Raw genomic sequence first — 16,011 nt, 5'->3', positions numbered from 1 at the left:
ATGAGCACGACCACGACCGAGGCGCTCTCGGCCACCACGCTGCTGCGGTTCGCCACCGCCGGCTCCGTCGACGACGGCAAGTCCACGCTCGTCGGACGCCTCCTGCACGACTCCAAGTCGGTCCTCACCGACCAGCTGGAGGCCGTGGAGCGGGCCTCCGCGAGCCGCGGCCAGGACGGCCCGGACCTCGCGCTGCTCACCGACGGCCTGCGCGCCGAGCGGGAGCAGGGCATCACCATCGACGTGGCCTACCGCTACTTCGCCACGCCCCGGCGCCGGTTCATCCTCGCGGACACGCCGGGCCATGTGCAGTACACCCGCAACATGGTCACCGGTGCCTCCACGGCCGAGCTGACCGTGATCCTGGTGGACGCCCGCAACGGCGTGGTCGAGCAGACCCGCCGGCACGCGGCGATCGCGGCCCTGCTGCGCGTCCCGCACGCCGTGCTCGCGGTCAACAAGATGGACCTCGTCGGGTACGAGGAGAGCGTGTTCGCCGCGATCGCCGAGGAGTTCACGGCGTACGCGACCGAGCTGGGCGTGCCCGAGGTCACCGCGATCCCGATCTCGGCGCTGGCCGGTGACAACGTGGTGGAGCCGTCCGCGAACATGGACTGGTACGGCGGCCCGACCGTCCTGGAACACCTGGAAACCGTGCCCGTCAGCCATGACCTGGCGCACTGCCACGCCCGGCTGCCCGTGCAGTACGTGATCCGGCCGCAGAGCGCCGAACACCCCGACTACCGGGGCTACGCGGGACAGATCGCGGCCGGTACCTTCCGGGTCGGCGACGAGGTCACGGTCCTGCCGTCCGGGCGGACCACCCGGATCTCCGGCATCGACCTGCTGGGCGAGCCGGTGGACGTGGCGTGGACGACGCAGTCGGTGACGCTGCTGCTCGAAGACGACATCGACATCTCGCGCGGCGACCTGATCGTGCCGTCGAAGGACGCGCCGGCCACCACGCAGGACGTGGAGGCCACCGTCTGCCATGTGGCCGACGAACCGCTGACCGTCGGCCACCGGGTGCTGCTCAAGCACGGCACCCGCACGGTCAAGGCGATCGTGAAGGACATCCCGTCCCGGCTGACGCTGGACGACCTGTCCCTGCACCCGCACCCGGGCCGGCTCGTCGCCAACGACATCGGCCGCGTGAAGATCCGCACCGCCGAACCGCTCCCGGTCGACTCCTACGCCGACTCGCGTCGCACCGGCTCCTTCATCCTGATCGACCCGTCGGACGGCACCACGCTGACCGCGGGCATGGTCGGCGAGTCGTTCGCCGCCCCCGAACCGGTCACGGACGCGTCCGAAGACGGCGGCTGGGACTTCTGAGCATGAAGACGACCGACGTCTACTCGACGTTCGCCAAGGAGGGCGGCCGCATCGGCAGCGGCTTCCTCGGCAGCGGGCAGGGCGGAGTGGCGCGATGTGCGCGGTGACGTACGCGCACCGCTCGCGCGCCCTCACCCCCCACCGCCGTAGACGAAGACCTGCCGACTTCCCGGCCACGGCCTGAAAGGCCGTGACCGCCGGGCCAACGAGAGGAAACCCTCCCGTGCCTGCCAGCAAAGCCCTGCGCCGCATACTCGCGGTGACCGCCGCACTCCCCCTGCTCACGCTCGCCGCCTGCGGTTACGGTTCCCAGGCCAAGAACGGCGACACCGCCAAGATCGCCGCCGGGGCCAAGAAGATCGACGGGCTCGACACCGTCAAGATCGGTTACTTCGGGAACCTGACGCACGCCACCGCCCTGGTCGGCAACCAGAAGGGCTTCTTCCAGAAGGAGCTGGGCGCCACCGAGGCCAAGTACCAGATCTTCAACGCGGGGCCGTCCGAGATCGAGGCCCTGAACTCGGGCTCCATCGACATCGGCTGGATCGGCCCCTCCCCGGCGATCAACGGCTACACCAAGTCGGACGGCAAGAGCCTGCGCATCATCGGCGGTTCGGCATCCGGTGGGGTGAAGCTGGTCGTCGACCCGAAGAAGATCAAGTCCCTGAAGGACGTCAAGGGGAAGAAGATCGCCACCCCGCAGCTCGGCAACACGCAGGACGTGGCGTTCCTCAACTGGGTGGCTTCGCAGGGCTGGAAGGTCGACGCGCAGAGCGGCAAGGGCGACGTGTCGGTCGTCCGCACGGACAACAAGGTGACCCCGGACGCCTTCAGGTCCGGTTCCGTCGACGGCGCCTGGGTGCCGGAGCCGACCGCGTCCAAGCTGGTCGCCGAGGGCGGCAGGGTGCTGCTGGACGAGTCGGCGCTGTGGCCGGACAAGAAGTTCGTGATCACGAACATCATCGTGCGGCAGGCCTTCCTCAAGGAGCACCCGAAGGCGGTCGAGGCCGTGCTGAAGGCCTCGGTCGAGGCCAACAAGTGGATCAACGCCAACCCGGACCAGGCGAAGGCGGCGGCCAACAAGCAGCTGGAGTCCGACACCGGCAAGGCGCTGCCGGCGAAGGTCCTGGATCCGGCGTGGAAGTCCATCCGGTTCACCGACGACCCGCTGGCGGCCACCCTCGACACCGAGGCGCAGCACGCCGTGAGGGCCGGTCTGCTGGAGAACCCGAAGCTGGACGGGATCTACGACCTCACCCTCCTGAACAAGGTCCTCAGGGCCGAGGGTGACAGCGCCGTCGGCGACGCCGGGCTCGGCGTCAAGTAACCCCCGTAGCCGATGAGTTCCCAGGAGGTGACGACCATGGCCACGACCTTCGCCAAGGCCGCCGAGTCGGTCGAGCACGCGGCACGCATCGAGCATGTCTCGAAGTCCTTCGCGGGACCCGGTGGGCAGCAGCTCGTCCTGGACGACATCAGCCTCGATGTCGCTCCGGGCGAGTTCGTCACCCTCCTGGGGGCCTCGGGCTGCGGCAAGTCGACGCTGCTGAACCTGGTGGCCGGGCTGGACCAGCCCTCCGCCGGCAGCATCACGACCGGCGGGCGTCCGGCCCTGATGTTCCAGGAGCACGCCCTGTTCCCGTGGCTGACCGCGGGCAAGAACATCGAACTCGCCCTGAAGCTCGGCGGCGTCGCGAAGAACGAGCGGCGCGGCCGGGCCGAGCAACTGCTCGAACTCGTCCGGCTCCAGGGCGCGTACGGCAAGCGGGTGCACGAGCTGTCCGGCGGTATGCGCCAGCGGGTCGCGATGGCCCGCGCGCTCGCCCAGGACAGCCGGCTGCTGCTGATGGACGAGCCGTTCGCCGCGCTGGACGCGATCACCCGTGACCTGCTGCACGACGAACTGACCCGGATCTGGGAGGAGACGGGCCTGTCCGTCCTGTTCGTGACGCACAACGTCCGCGAGGCGGTGCGGCTCGCGCAGCGGGTCGTACTGCTGTCCTCCCGTCCGGGCCGGGTGGCACGGGAGTGGCAGGTGGACATTCCGCAGCCGCGGCGCATCGAGGACGCGCCGGTCGCCGAACTGTCCCTCGAGATCACCGAAGTCCTGCGTGGGGAGATCCGCCGCCATGGCCAGCACTGACACGACCAAGGCCGCCCTGCAGGACGCCGCGAGCGTCGAGGCGGGCCTGGACGCCCTGGAGGCCGGTGTCGTCGGCCGGACCCCGTTCCGGCAGACGTTCGGCAACAAGATCCTGCCTCCCCTCGTCGCCGCCCTGGTGGTGCTGGTGGTGTGGCAGGCGCTGATCTCCTTCAAGATCGTCGCCGATCCGGCGAAGCTGCCCTCCCCTGCCGACGTGGGAGGCGAGTTCAAGGACGCCTGGCTGCAGGGCAAGCTGCTCGGCTACATCTGGACCAGCGTCTCCCGGGGCCTGCTGGGCTTCCTGTTCGCACTGGCCATCGGCACTCCGCTGGGGCTGCTGGTGGCCCGGGTGAAGTTCGTGCGCGCCGCGATCGGCCCGGTGCTGTCCGGTCTGCAGTCGCTGCCTTCGGTGGCGTGGGTGCCGCCGGCCGTGATCTGGCTGGGCCTGAACAACTCGATGATGTACGCGGTGATCCTGCTCGGCGCCGTCCCCTCCATCGCCAACGGCCTGGTGTCCGGCATCGACCAGGTGCCGCCGCTGTTCCTGCGGGCGGGCCGCACCATGGGGGCGACGGGGCTGAAGGGCGCCTGGCACATCGTCCTGCCGGCCGCGCTGCCCGGCTATCTGGCGGGTCTCAAGCAGGGCTGGGCCTTCTCCTGGCGTTCGCTGATGGCCGCGGAGATCATCGCCTCCTCGCCCGATCTGGGCATCGGTCTGGGCGCGCTGCTGGAGAACGGCCGCAACGCCAGCTCCATGTCCATGGTGTTCGAGGCGATCTTCCTGATCCTGTTCGTCGGCATCGCCATCGACCTGCTGATCTTCAGCCCGCTGGAGCGGTGGGTGCTGCGCAGCCGCGGCCTGCTGGTGAAGGGCTGAGGCACACCGTGCACCGTCCGCTCCGCCCCGTCCTCGTGGTCGTCGCCCACGGCAGCCGTGACCCACGGCACGCCGCGACCGTGCACGCCCTCGTGGAGCGGGTACGGTCGCTGCGGCCGGGGCTGCGCGTGGAGACCGGCTTCCTGGACTTCAACGTCCCGTCCGTGCAGGGGGTGCTGGAGTCCCTGGCAGAAGAGGTGCGGCGCGAAGCGCCTCGTCGCGGGGGTGGTGGCGGGCGACGCGAGGGAGTACGTGACGTCGTGGCCCTCCCCCTCCTGCTGACCCGCGCCTTCCACGCCAAGGCGGACATTCCGGCCGTACTGCGGGCCGCGCCGCCACGGCTGCGGATCCGCCAGGCGGACGTGCTCGGCCCCTCCCCGCTGCTCCTGTCGGCGCTGGAACGGCGGCTGTACGAGGCGGGGCTGACACCCGCCGACAAGTCCTCGACCGGGGTCGTGCTGGCCTCGGCGGGGTCCTCCGACCCGGAGGCGATCGCCGTGGTCGCCGACATCGCGCGGGAGTGGTGGCACACCGGTTGGTGCGCCGTGCGGCCCGCGTTCGCCTCCGCCGGTTCTGCCGCGGGGTTCCCCCGCACCGAGGACGCCGTGGCCGAGCTGCGCGCCCTCGGCTGCGGGCGGGTCGCCGTCGCGCCGTACGTCCTGGCCCCCGGTTTCCTGCCGGACCGTATCGCGCGGGGCGCGGCCGGGGCCGACGTGCTGGCCGACGTGCTGGGCCCGGCGCCCGAGGTGGCGCGGGTACTGCTGGAACGCTACGACGCGGCATGCCGGCCGGCGCTGGCGGCACTGGGCGCCTGACCGTTCCGGCCGCCCCGGCAGACTCCTGCCGGCCGCCCGGGGCCCTGCCGGGGCCGCCGCCGAGCCCGCTCGTGGCCGCCTACGGCGTGCTCGCCGGCCGACGCGTCATACGGTGCCGTCGCGGTCCGGTCCGACGCGGGCGGCCCCGGCGGCGGGGCTGCGGCCGGTCACAGGCCGAGCGCGTGCGTGAGCTGCCGGGTGAAGGTGAGGCTGCCGGTGCCGGCCCCCGCCGCGACGGCGACGGTCTCCAACGCGGTGCGGATCCGCCCCCGGTTGGGCGGCAGGCCGTCCTCGGCGGACAGCGCCAGCTCGGCCTGGATGCTCTCCCCGCACCGCGCCAGCGCCGGGTACTCGGCGCGCAGTGCCTCGGTGAGCCGCTCGGCGACGGCCATGAGGGTCTCCAGGTCGGGTGTGCCGTAATTGGTGTCGATGCGGCCGTAGTCGCCGAAGCTGGCCGGGCCGTTGAGGTTTCCGAAGTTGTAGGTGCTCATGTCCTGTCCTCGTTCGTGGCCCGAACGGGCCCTCGCAGGTGGGGCGTTGGCCCTGGACGGCCGAAGTTGCCGGAACCGCTGACGTTACCGATGTCGTGGGTCCGCGTACTGCGGGGGAAGGGGAGCCGGTTCCTCATCCGCGGCCCCCGCGGTCCGCAGACGCCCTCCAGGTGGCGTGACACGCGGGTGTCCGGGTCGATGACGTCCGAAAATCGCCACCCTTCCGGGTGACCGGTGTTCGTTGACCGGGTTCCCGGACGCCGGGGCGCTCCGTCCCCGCGGTACCACGGCAGCACCGCCCATGGTCGGCCCGTCACGCTCATACGCCCCCTCCGGCTGTCAGCGCGCTTCACCCTAGGGACAACCCGGCGGGTTTGTCGCGAGGTTCGGCGAGCACCGGCCCTGGGGGCGGTGGGCGTGGTAGAGGCCGCCGGGTCCGGCGCTCCCCTGTGACGTCGGACCGCGACGGCTCTTCGTACTGCGCCGGTCGCGGCCCCTGTGTCACACGGTCGGCGAACTCGTCGGGCGCGAGGGGCGTTTATCGGCCACTGTGCTTCCCGGTCAGTCGAAGCGGAGGGCACCGGTGCGGGTGCGCTTGAGTTCGAAGAGGTCGGGGTGGCGGGCCAGCACCCGGAAGCTGTCGAAGAGTTCGGCCGCCGCGGCTCCGCGCGGCACGGCACGCAGCACGGGCCCGAACCACACCGTTCCGTCGATGTGGAGGGTCGGCGTCCCCACGTAGCCGCCCGAGTCCGGCTCGGCGCCGGCCGTGTGACTGCGGCGCACCGCGTCGTCGTACGACGGGTCGTGGGCGGCGGCCGACAGCTCGGCGGGCAGCCCGAGTTCGTCGAGCGCCTCGTTGATCACCTGGTCGAAGTCCTGGGTGCCGCGTTCGTGGATCCGGGTGCCGAACGCGGTGTACAGGTCGCGCAGCACCTTCGCGCCGTGCCGTTCGGCGGCGGCCACGGCGACCCGCACCGGGCCGACGGAGCGGTCCACCAAGTCCCGGTACCAGTCGGGCAGTTCGTTGCCCGTGTTGTGCAGGTACAGGCTCATCACCCGGAACCGGAGGTCGAGCGGACGCAGGCGCTCGACCTCCAGCAGCCAGCGGGAGGTGATCCAGGCGAAGGGGCAGGCCGGGTCGAAGAAGAAGTCGATCCGGGTCGGCGCGGACTCGGTGGCGGACTCGGTGGCGGGTTCGGTGGCGGTGGCCGGCTCGGTGGCGGTGGCGGACTCGGTCGCGGTAGCGGTGGCGCGGTACGTCATGGTGGCGACGCTAGTCCCCCATTGGCGTAGTGTCCCGGCCCAATCACCCCTTCGATCAGTGGTCCAATTCCTCGGAGCCACCGGCCTCCGAGGGGTCAGTGGGGCGACCCCGGTCCCCCCGCCTCGTCCGCCAGGCGGACCAGGTCCGCGAGCGGCATCGAGCCGGCGGCCCGGCGCTCCCGTGCGAACCGGTTGGCGAGCCGCTGGAGGAGTTCGTTCAGCGGGGCCGGTACGCCGTGCAGCCGGCCCAGCAGGGCGATCTCCCCGTTGAGGTAGTCGGCCTCGATGGTGCCGGTGCCCCGGGCGAGGGACTGCCAGGAGGAACCGCCGCCGCGTGGCGCCCAGTCCAGTGGCACGAGGGTGACCTTGTCGCCGCGGGCCGCGCGTTCCTCCCCGGCGTCCGTGTACGCGATCCCGGCGGCGTCGAGGACCGCAGCGCCCTCGGCCCGCACGCGCGCGTACAGCGCCCGGGCGGACTCGGTGTCGCGGGTTCCGGTCAGCGCCTCGACGGCGTTGCCGAGGTTCGCGAGCAATTTGCCGTACTGCCAGCGGGCCACGTCGGGCACGACCGGTGCCTCGAAGCGGGCGTCCGCCAGGTCGGCGGCGATCCGGCGGGCGGTGTCGTCGGTGCCGTGCGGAAGGCGGCCGAGGTGCAGGATGCCGGTGAGCGGGCTGCCGGCGGCGGAGACGACGCCTGGCTCGTCGAGGGCCGAGGGCAGCCAGACGCAGACGCCGTACACCTGCCGGAAGCGGCGCAGGGCCAGCCGTCCGCTCTCCACGCCGTTCTGCAGGCACACGAGCGGCAGCCGTTCGGCCGCCGTGCCGCCGCCCGCGACGGGCGCCCCGGCCCAGCCGTCCAGGGCGGCGACGGTGTCCTGCGTCTTCACGGCGAGGACGAGGACGTCGTCGGCGCGCAGTTCGCCGAGCGGGCCGGGCTCCTCGACGGCGGGCAGCCGGTACGTCAACTCCCCCTCGGGCACGCGCAGTCGCAGTCCGTGTTCGTGCAGTGCCGCCAGATGCTTGCCGCGTGCCACGAGGACGACCTCACGCCCGGCCTGGGCCAGCCGCCCTCCGACGGTCCCGCCGACCGCTCCCGCCCCGATGATGATGTAGCGCATGGGCCCAGAGCCTCGCACACTTGCCTCAGGGAGGCATGGGGGTTCTGCACCGGCTGGAAGGTGAGCGGTTGGTACGCCATTCCCGAGGAACGGCCGTACGACCAGCGCTTCGTCGGCACCTGCCGGGACTGCGCGGGCTGGATCCGGTGGCCCACAGCGTCCCGGACCGTCACGCTCCCGGAGCCGTCAGCTCGACCAGTTTGAGCACGGTGTTCCAGTTCCGGCTCGTGGCGATCAGGCCCTTGGCCAGGCGCGGGCGGGACAGGGCCTCGGCGAGCCGGGAGCGGCCGAGGCCCTCGGGGGCGTACAGGTACAGGCAGCGGTCGCCGAGGCGGAACTCCTCGGGCAGGTACGCGGCGGTGTCGATGTCCGCGTAGCGGTCCGGGGTGACCGGTGCGGAGAAGTAGGTGACGTGCAGCTGCCTGGGCTCCAGGCGGGCGGCCGGGAAGGGGCAGGCCTCGGCGACCGCCTTCAGGTAGGTGTGGTCGCGCACGAGCACGTCGACCGGGAAGCCGAACCGTTCCTCGATCGCCCGGCTCAACTCCGCCGCGAGCGACTCCTCGTCGCCGTGCCCGGTGGTGAACACCGCCTGGCCGCTCTGCAGATGGGTCCGTACGCCGGTGTGGCCGAGGCCGGTCAGCAGCGTACGGAGGTCGGCCATGGGCAGCTTCTTGCTGCCACCGACGTTGATTCCGCGCAACAGCGCCGCGTAGGTCGTCATCCGGCCACCCTAGAGCGGCCGTCGTGCCCCGTGGGGGTGGGCACGACGGCCGGGCCCGCGCAGGGCGGGGCTGCGCGAAACTCTCGCCGATCAGCGGGTGCCGGATCAACCTCTACACGCGCCTGTGACTTGTTCAACAAAGTTTCGTAATGACAAACCGCCGCGCTGACGGCGGAACGGACAGCCCATGTCCTCCACCCGCACAGCCCGTGTCCTCCATGCGCCGCCCCGGGGCGCGAACCCCGAGACGCATCCCCGAGAAGTGCGCACAGGTGTAAGGGGCCGCTGTCCTCCCCAGCGGTGAGCGGCGGCCCGCCGACTTCACCGGGCAGCACGACGAGGGGCGTTCGTCCGGCCCATACGGTCGAACAGGAACAAGCACAGAGGGGGCGGCAGGGGGCCGCCACCGCACACGAGGGGGAAGAGGCCCGCGATGGGGAACAGGGATGTGCGGGTGCGGGGGCTGGCCGCCCGCGCCGGTGGCTGGAGTGCCCGGCACCGCTGGGCGGCCGTCGGCATATGGGTGCTGTTCGTCGTGCTGGCGATGGGACTCGGCTCGGCGGCGGGCCGCGTCGACGTGGACGAGGCCGACCAGCTCAAGGGCGAGACGCACACCGCCGCCGAGATCATCGACGACGCGGGGATCAAGCAGCCGGCCGGGGAGACCGTGCTGGTTCAGGCCAAGGACGGTGCCCTGACGGCGACTTCGGGTGAGTTCCGGGCCGCCGTCGCCGATGTGGTCGAGGCCGTCGAGGGCACCGGGAAGGTCACGGCCGTGACCTCGCCCTACGACACCCGCACCGTCTCCCGGGACGGCCGCAGCGCGCTGGTGCAGTTCGACATGCGCGGCGACGCCAAGACGGCCGTCGACCGGGTCGAGCCGGTGCTGAACGCCGTCGCCGGGGTGCAGAAGGCGCACGAGGCGCTGCGGATCGAGGAGATCGGCGGCGCCAGCATGCAGAAGCAGTACAAGGACGCCTTCGGGGACGACTTCCAGCAGGCCGAGTACTCGGCGGTGCCGGTGGCGCTCGGTATCCTGCTGATCGCTTTCGGCGCGCTGGTGGCGGCTCTGCTGCCGGTGGCCCTCGCGATCACCGCGATCATGGCGACGATGGGTCTGATGGGCCTCGTCAGCCATCTGCAGCCGATGAGCGACACCGCCAACTCCGTGATGCTGCTGGTCGGTATGGCCGTCGGCGTCGACTACTGCCTGTTCTACCTGCGCCGCGAGCGTGAGGAGCGGCAGGCCGGGCGGGACGCGGGCACCGCCCTGAGGATCGCCGCCGCCACCAGCGGCCGGGCGATCATCGTCTCCGGGGTCACGGTGTGCGTGGCGATGGCGGGCATGCTGTTCACGGGGCTCGCCACGTTCGAGGCGATGGGCCTGGCCTCGCTGATGGTGGTCGCGGTCGCCATGGTCGGCTCGGTGACGGTGCTGCCGGCGCTGCTGTCGCTGCTCGGCGAGCGGGTCGAGAAGGGGCGTCTCCCGTTCCTCGCCCGCCGGCGCGGCAGGCGGGCCGCGGACGAGGGCAGCCGGTTCTGGACGGCCGTCCTGCGCGGTGTGCTGGCCAAGCCGCTGGTCTCCGTCGTCGTGGCGGGCGGCGTGCTGCTGGCGATCGCGGCGCCCGCGCTCGGCATGAAGACGCAACAGCTGACGCTGGACCAGGAGTTCGGCAAGTCGTTGCCGATCGTGCAGACGTACGACCGCATCAACGACGCCTTCCCGGGCGGCAGCGAGCCGGCCCAGGTCGTCGTCAAGGCCAGGGACATCAACGCCCCCGGCGTACGGCGGGCGCTGGCCGACTTCAAGAAGCGGGCCATCGCCTCGGGCGCCTCGCGCGGCCCGGTCGACATCAGGCTGCACGACGCACAGAACGTGGCCCTGGTCTCCGTGCCGCTGGTCGGCGGCTCGGACATGGACCGGGCGGTCGAGAGCCTGGACAAGCTGCGCGACGAGGTACGGCCCGCCACGCTCGGCAGGGTCGACGGCGTGCAGGCGCCGATCACCGGGCAGGTCGCCGGCAACCACGACTTCAACGACCAGCTGCTCGGCTCCGTCGTCCCGGTCTTCGCGTTCGTCGTCGTCTTCGCCTTCCTGCTGATGCTGCTGTCGTTCCGCTCGCTGACCGTCGCGCTCACGTCGATCGTGCTCAACCTGCTGTCGGTGGGCGCCGCGTACGGCATCCTCGTCGCCGTCTTCCAGCACGGCTGGGGTGCCTCGCTGGTGGGCGCGGAGGGGGTCGGCGCGATCGTGACCTGGCTGCCGCTGTTCCTCTTCGTGATCCTGTTCGGGCTGTCGATGGACTACCACGTGTTCGTCGTCTCCCGGATCCGCGAGGCCCGGATGCGCGGCCGGAGCACGACGGACGCGATCCGGCACGGCGTGGTCACCACGGCCGGTGTCGTCACCAGTGCCGCGGTCATCATGGTCGCCGTGTTCGCGATCTTCGGCACGCTGTCGATGCAGTCCATGAAGCAGATGGGTGTGGGCCTGGCCGCGGCGGTCCTCATCGACGCGACGGTCATCCGCGGGGTGCTGCTGCCTGCGGTGATGGCGCTGCTCGGCGAGCGCAACTGGTATCTGCCGGCGTGGCTGCGCCGCTTGCCGGACCTCACCCATGACGAGGCCCCGTCGGCGGCTGCCGTGCCGACGGCCCGCGAGGAGGCCGAGCGCCTGCCGGTCTGACCCTGGGGCCCGGATCGGCGCCCACGGGGTGGGGTCGTTGAGAGCGTGCGCGGGTGCGGGGCGTGGGGGGGCTGGTCGCGCAGTTCCCCGCGCCCCTTCCGGGGTTCAGCGCTGATGAGACGCGGGGCGGACGAGCTACTCCCCGGGCCGCCGCGGCAGTTCCGCCTCGATGAGGTCCGCCGCGCGAAGCGTGCCGCCCTCCTCGGCCGTCTCCGCCTGGATCCCCTTCAGACGGCGGGCCACCTCCGGATCGTCCACCAGGGCGAGCGCGGCCTCTCGGAGACGCTCACCGGTGGCGTCCTCGGTGTCCAGCCGCCGGGCGACACCGAGCCCCTGCAGCACGTCGGCGTTGCCGAACTGGTCGACGGCCTGCGGGACGGCGATCATCGGCGTGGCGGTGACCAGCCCCTCCTGGCTGCCGCCCGCGCCCGCGTGCGTGACGAACAGGTCGGCCTGCCGGAGGATCGCCAACTGCGGTACCCAGCTGTGCACTTCCACGTTGTCCGGTACGTCGCCCAGCTCGTCGCGGCGCACATGCCGGCCGACCTGGAGGACGAGGTGCCAGCCGGGCAGGTCGCCGAAGGCACGCACGCACTCCCGGTAGAACGCGGGCTGCCTGGTGAAGGCCGAGCCCAGCGACACCAGCACGACCTTCTCGGCGCCGGCCGGCCGCTGCCAGTCCCCCTGGTCGGTACGGTCACCCTGGCAGGCGCCGACGAAGCTGTGGACGCGCTCGTCGACCCGGTCGGCGTGCGGCTGCAGCGCCTTCGGGATGAGGACGATCGACCGGGCCGGGCGACCGGCGAACGGGTCCGGGTGCTGGGTGATCCCGTTCTCCCGCAGCCACGCCTCGAACCGGGCGTAGTACGCCTGCCCGCGCGGCGTCTTCCTCGGCTCGGCCCACATCGGCTCGGCCACCTCCTCCTCGTATCCCTCCCAGGCGACGAGGTTCGGCGAGAGGGAGACCGCCGGGACGCCCCAGCGGTGGGCCAGGACGCGGGCCGGGTAGGAGGCGATGTCGTGCAGGACGAGGTCGGGCTCGTCGCCGGCGTAGGCCTCGATGAGCTGCGGGAGCGCCTGGATCGCGTCGGCCAGGAACGGCTCCACGTTGTCCAGCAGTGTGGTCCCCCAGGCCTCCGGGCCCGCGTCGGGTCCGGGCAGCGTCGAGGTGTACGGCACGGGCCGGGCCCCGGTGGCGGCCACCTTCTCGGCGAACACCGGCGGGATGGCGTACGTGACCCGGCGGCCCCGGGCGACGAGTTCGCGGATCACCTCCAGGCTGGGGTTCACGTGGCCGTGCGCGGCGATGGAGAACATGGCGATGTGTGCGGGAGCGGTCATGACGCACACCGTAGACGAGACGAGACGTCTCGTTCAAAGCAATTTCCCGCTCGGTGATCTCCCGCGTTCAGACATGTTCAGCGTGTTCAGCGTGTTCAGTGTGTTCAGCGTGTTCAGCGCTGATAGCGGGCCAGGACCGCGTTGCCGTCCTCGACGAGGCGTCTGCGCAGCTCGGAGAGGCCGATCGCGCCGCTGTAGTACTCCTGGAAGGCCGGAGTGGCCACCTTGTCCTTCCACTCGGGGTAGCCGCGGAAGGACTGGGCGGGCGCCGGACGCAGGTGGCCCGCCAGGGCCGTGCCGGTCGCCCAGCCGTTCTCCGCGGTGTGCAGGGCGGGGTCCTTCAGCGCCTGGGTGCCGGTGGGCAGCATCCAGTCGCCGAGCGCGAGACGGACCATGTTCCTCGGCCGCAGCAGGAAGTCGATGAACGCGGCGGCTTCCTTCTTGTGCGGGCAGTCCGCGGAGACGGACAGGGTCTGCGGACTGACGCCCTGGGTGAGCCCGGCGGCGCCCGCGGGAGCAGGCAGCACCTCCCAGCGGAAGCCCTTCGGCGCCTGCTGCACGATCTGCTGGCGGTAGGAGAAGCCCAGCGGGACCATCGCGTACCGGCCGGCGAAGAAGCCGGGCAGGGTGTCCGAGCCGCCGCTGCCCAGCGTCGAGGCGGGGGCGCTGTGGTCGACGGCGACCTGGTCGTGGACCGTGCTGGGCACGACCGCGTCGCCGGAGGCGAAGCGCACGGTCACCCTGCCGTCCACGTCCCGGTGGAAGAGCCTGCCGCCTGCCGACAGGGAGAGGTTCAGCGTGGCGGAGACGGGTTCCTTCAGCGGCCAGGCCACGCCGTATGCGCCGGGCCCGCTGAGCTTTCTGGCCACCTGCCGGAACTCCGCCCAGGTCCAGGGGTGTGCGGGTGTCGGGATGCGCACCTTCGCCGAGCGCAGCCGGGTGGTGTTGGCGATCAGCACTCGGGGTTCCTGGAGGAAGGGCACGCCGTAGATGCCGTGCGCGAAGGTGGTCGTGTCCCAACTGGCCTGCCCTATTCCGGACTTGAGGCGGGCCGGCAGCAGATCGGTCAGGTCGGCGAGGTAGCCGCCGTAGGCGAAGTCGGCCAGGTCGTCGGAGGCGTCGTGGACGATGTCCGGTGCCTCGCCGCCCTCGAAGGAGGTGAGCAGCTGGTCGTGGACGCTGTCCCAACTGCCCTGAATGTACTCGACTTTGACCCCGGGATGTGTCGCGTTCCACTCCTTCACCAGGGCCTTGTTGGCGGTGACGGACTCCTGTTGCCAGGCGAGGGACTGGAAGCGCAGGGTGATCGGGCCGCCGTCGCGGTGGTCCGGTGACGAGCAGCCCGCGAGCAGCAGCAGGACACCGAGGAGTGCGACGGTCATACGGGGGATGCGGGTCATGCGGCTCCTCATCAGCTCTTCACCGCCCCGGCGAGCAGGCCGGCCGTGATCCGCCGCTGGACCAGGGCGAAGACGGCCAGGGAGGGAAGCGTGGCGAGGAACGCGGCGGCGGCCAGCGGGCCCAGGTCGGCCACGCCCTCCGCCCCGATGAAATGGGTGAGGACGACCGGCAGGGTCTGTTTCCCGGGGCTCTTGAGCAGCACCAGCGCGAAGAAGAACTCGTTCCACGCGGTGACGAACGCGAACAGCCCCGTCGCCGCGATGCCGGGCGCGAGCAGCGGCGCCGTCACCGACACGAGGGTGCGCAGCCGCCCGGCGCCGTCGACGGCCGCCGCCTCCTCCAGTTCGGCGGGCACCGCCCGTACATGACCGACGAGCATCCACAGCGCGAACGGCAGCGCCCACACGACGTACACCACCACCAGCCCCGCCAGGGAGTCGACGAGGCGCAGACTCTTCAGCACCAGGAACAGCGGGATGATCACCAGCACAAAGGGGAACGTCTGGCTGACCACCACCCACCCGGTGGCGGCCCGGGCGAGCCGGGTGCTGCGGTGCCGGGCCATGACGTACGCCATCGGCGTCGCGAGCAGGACGGCGACGACGGCCGTCGCGAGCGCCACCAGCAGGGAGTTGAGGGCGGCGGGTCCGAGCGGCTGTTCCCGGAAGGCCTGCCGGACGCCCGCCAGGGTCGGATGGCGCGGGATCCACGTGGGGTGCAGACTCCCGAGCTCACGCGGGGACTTCAGGGCGGTGGACAGCAGCCACAGGAGCGGGAAGGCCAGGAAGAGCAGATAGCAGAGCAGGGCGGCGTACTGTCCGGCACGTGCCGTGCGGCGGGCTTTCATGCGTCCGCACCTCCGCGCAGCCGGCCGGCCAGGAACACCGCGAGCAGGATCGACACGACGGCGACGAGCACGCAGCCCATGGCCGCCGCGTAGCCGAACTGGCCGTAGCGGAAGGCCTCTTCGTAGGCGAACAACGAGGGCAGCCGGGTCGCGCCGCCGGGGCCGCCGCTGGTGAGGACGTAGACCAGGGCGAAGGAGTTGAGGTTCCAGATGAGGTTGAGCGCGGTGATGGCGAGGGCCACCGGTCTGAGCGCGGGCCAGGTGACCGCGCGGAAGCGGCGCCAGGCACCGGCGCCGTCGACCGCGGCGGCCTCGTGGAGTTCACGCGGGACGTTCTGCACTCCGGCGAGCAGGGCGACCGTGGTCTGCGGCAGACCGGCCCCGACGCCGACGACGATCACCGCGGGCAGGGCGGTGGCCAGGCCGCCGAGCCAGTCGTGGCCGCCGCCGAGGCCCAGGTCGCGCAGGGTCTCGTCGAGGATGCCGGCGTCCGGGTTGTAGACGAGCCGCCACATGATGCCGACGACGACCTCGGGCATCGCCCACGGCACGATGGCGAGCGCGCGGGCCAGCCATCGCAGCCGTAAGTCCTCCCTGAGCAGCAGGGCGAGGCCGAGCGCCAGCAGGAACTGGGGCACGGTGACGCCGGCCGCCCAGACCAGGCCGATGCGGAACGACTCCCAGAAGAGCGTGTCGTGCAGCAGGTCCTGGAAGTTGAGTGCGCCGGTCCACCGGGTGGCCTGGGTGCGGCCGGACTGGGCGTCGGTGAACGCCAGCAGGACGCCGTAGAGCAGCGGGCCCACGCTGAACAGGAGGATCGGGATCAGGGCGGGCAGGACGAGGAACCAGGTGCCCTGCCCGGCTGCACGGCGACCGGCCGGCCGTCGCACGTCGGCCACTGATGTCACGGAATCAGCCCCTTTGCCTGCCGTGATTGGCGTGTTCATGGTCGTGAAGGCCCGATACCTCGTCA

13 protein-coding genes and 1 pseudogene are annotated in these 16,011 nt (G+C 71.7%); 6 read left to right on the top strand and 8 right to left on the bottom strand.

Features of this window, described 5'->3' with window-relative positions:
* The 5 genes from ABZ624_RS03815 to ABZ624_RS03795 all read left to right on the top strand — a co-directional run bounded on the left by ABZ624_RS03815 (position 1) and on the right by ABZ624_RS03795 (position 5,170).
* Positions 1–1,335 (top strand): GTP-binding protein, encoded by a 1,335-nt coding sequence (locus tag ABZ624_RS03815; RefSeq protein WP_360082280.1) that lies wholly within the window; start codon positions 1–3, stop codon positions 1,333–1,335.
* Between the two features lie 223 nt (positions 1,336–1,558).
* Complete coding sequence (locus ABZ624_RS03810; RefSeq protein ID WP_360082278.1) at positions 1,559–2,662, top strand: aliphatic sulfonate ABC transporter substrate-binding protein; 1,104 nt, start codon at positions 1,559–1,561, stop codon at positions 2,660–2,662.
* 12 nt (positions 2,663–2,674) lie between these two features.
* Positions 2,675–3,478, top strand: a complete 804-nt coding sequence (locus ABZ624_RS03805) for an ABC transporter ATP-binding protein (protein WP_360082276.1) — start codon at positions 2,675–2,677, stop codon at positions 3,476–3,478.
* On the top strand, positions 3,465–4,355 hold the full coding sequence (locus ABZ624_RS03800) for an ABC transporter permease (protein WP_360082274.1): 891 nt from the start codon (positions 3,465–3,467) through the stop codon (positions 4,353–4,355). Before ABZ624_RS03805 ends, ABZ624_RS03800 begins: the two co-directional genes overlap by 14 nt.
* A gap of 8 nt (positions 4,356–4,363) precedes the next feature.
* Positions 4,364–5,170, top strand: coding sequence for a sirohydrochlorin chelatase (locus ABZ624_RS03795; RefSeq protein WP_360082272.1), 807 nt, complete (start codon positions 4,364–4,366; stop codon positions 5,168–5,170).
* A 167-nt stretch (positions 5,171–5,337) separates the two neighbouring features.
* On the opposite strand, the gene ABZ624_RS03790 is transcribed toward ABZ624_RS03795, so the two are convergent.
* The 4 genes from ABZ624_RS03790 to ABZ624_RS03775 form a co-directional block, all read right to left on the bottom strand.
* Positions 5,338–5,661: a hypothetical protein gene (locus ABZ624_RS03790; protein WP_360082270.1), complete on the bottom strand. Its 324-nt coding sequence runs from the start codon at positions 5,659–5,661 to the stop codon at positions 5,338–5,340.
* A 561-nt stretch (positions 5,662–6,222) separates the two neighbouring features.
* Positions 6,223–6,924 carry a DsbA family protein gene (locus tag ABZ624_RS03785; protein WP_360082268.1) on the bottom strand — a complete coding sequence of 234 codons (702 nt, stop codon included), beginning with the start codon at positions 6,922–6,924 and terminating at the stop codon, positions 6,223–6,225.
* 95 nt (positions 6,925–7,019) lie between these two features.
* Positions 7,020–8,042 (bottom strand): 2-dehydropantoate 2-reductase N-terminal domain-containing protein, encoded by a 1,023-nt coding sequence (locus ABZ624_RS03780; RefSeq protein ID WP_360082266.1) that lies wholly within the window; start codon positions 8,040–8,042, stop codon positions 7,020–7,022.
* A gap of 169 nt (positions 8,043–8,211) precedes the next feature.
* Positions 8,212–8,763, bottom strand: a complete 552-nt coding sequence (locus tag ABZ624_RS03775) for a DUF1697 domain-containing protein (RefSeq protein ID WP_360082264.1) — start codon at positions 8,761–8,763, stop codon at positions 8,212–8,214.
* 433 nt (positions 8,764–9,196) lie between these two features.
* On the opposite strand from ABZ624_RS03775, the gene ABZ624_RS03770 reads away from it, so the two are divergent.
* Positions 9,197–11,449: an MMPL family transporter gene (locus ABZ624_RS03770; RefSeq protein ID WP_360082262.1), complete on the top strand. Its 2,253-nt coding sequence runs from the start codon at positions 9,197–9,199 to the stop codon at positions 11,447–11,449.
* A 135-nt stretch (positions 11,450–11,584) separates the two neighbouring features.
* On the opposite strand, the pseudogene mgt reads toward ABZ624_RS03770, so the two are convergent.
* The 4 genes and pseudogenes from mgt to ABZ624_RS03750 form a co-directional block, all read right to left on the bottom strand.
* Positions 11,585–12,833: pseudogene (mgt, locus tag ABZ624_RS03765) on the bottom strand (macrolide-inactivating glycosyltransferase).
* A gap of 70 nt (positions 12,834–12,903) precedes the next feature.
* The gene (locus ABZ624_RS03760) at positions 12,904–14,190 is read right to left on the bottom strand and encodes a sugar ABC transporter substrate-binding protein (protein WP_360082260.1); all 1,287 of its coding nucleotides are present in this window, start codon (positions 14,188–14,190) and stop codon (positions 12,904–12,906) included.
* An 11-nt stretch (positions 14,191–14,201) separates the two neighbouring features.
* Positions 14,202–15,038: a carbohydrate ABC transporter permease gene (locus ABZ624_RS03755; protein WP_360082258.1), complete on the bottom strand. Its 837-nt coding sequence runs from the start codon at positions 15,036–15,038 to the stop codon at positions 14,202–14,204.
* Positions 15,035–15,946, bottom strand: a complete 912-nt coding sequence (locus ABZ624_RS03750; protein WP_360082256.1) for a sugar ABC transporter permease — start codon at positions 15,944–15,946, stop codon at positions 15,035–15,037. The genes ABZ624_RS03755 and ABZ624_RS03750 overlap by 4 nt, the downstream gene beginning before the upstream one ends.
* Positions 15,947–16,011 lie beyond the last annotated feature (65 nt).

Source organism: Streptomyces sp. NPDC007205 (assembly GCF_040634095.1).
In the GTDB taxonomy this organism is placed as follows: domain Bacteria; phylum Actinomycetota; class Actinomycetes; order Streptomycetales; family Streptomycetaceae; genus Streptomyces.
Note: the sequence above shows the minus strand (reverse complement) of the source record. Positions and strands in the feature narration are given on the sequence as shown.

What these genes read in the sequence shown, in the direction of transcription:
- ABZ624_RS03800 (WP_360082274.1), top strand. Translation starts at nt 3,465, where the DNA reads ATGGCCAGCACTGACACGACCAAGGCCGCCCTGCAGGACGCCGCGAGC.
- ABZ624_RS03775 (WP_360082264.1), bottom strand. Translation starts at nt 8,763, where the DNA reads ATGACGACCTACGCGGCGCTGTTGCGCGGAATCAACGTCGGTGGCAGC.
- ABZ624_RS03780 (WP_360082266.1), bottom strand. Translation starts at nt 8,042, where the DNA reads ATGCGCTACATCATCATCGGGGCGGGAGCGGTCGGCGGGACCGTCGGA.
- ABZ624_RS03770 (WP_360082262.1), top strand. Translation starts at nt 9,197, where the DNA reads ATGGGGAACAGGGATGTGCGGGTGCGGGGGCTGGCCGCCCGCGCCGGT.
- ABZ624_RS03755 (WP_360082258.1), bottom strand. Translation starts at nt 15,038, where the DNA reads ATGAAAGCCCGCCGCACGGCACGTGCCGGACAGTACGCCGCCCTGCTC.
- ABZ624_RS03760 (WP_360082260.1), bottom strand. Translation starts at nt 14,190, where the DNA reads ATGACCCGCATCCCCCGTATGACCGTCGCACTCCTCGGTGTCCTGCTG.
- ABZ624_RS03805 (WP_360082276.1), top strand. Translation starts at nt 2,675, where the DNA reads ATGAGTTCCCAGGAGGTGACGACCATGGCCACGACCTTCGCCAAGGCC.
- ABZ624_RS03790 (WP_360082270.1), bottom strand. Translation starts at nt 5,661, where the DNA reads ATGAGCACCTACAACTTCGGAAACCTCAACGGCCCGGCCAGCTTCGGC.
- ABZ624_RS03815 (WP_360082280.1), top strand. Translation starts at nt 1, where the DNA reads ATGAGCACGACCACGACCGAGGCGCTCTCGGCCACCACGCTGCTGCGG.
- ABZ624_RS03785 (WP_360082268.1), bottom strand. Translation starts at nt 6,924, where the DNA reads ATGACGTACCGCGCCACCGCTACCGCGACCGAGTCCGCCACCGCCACC.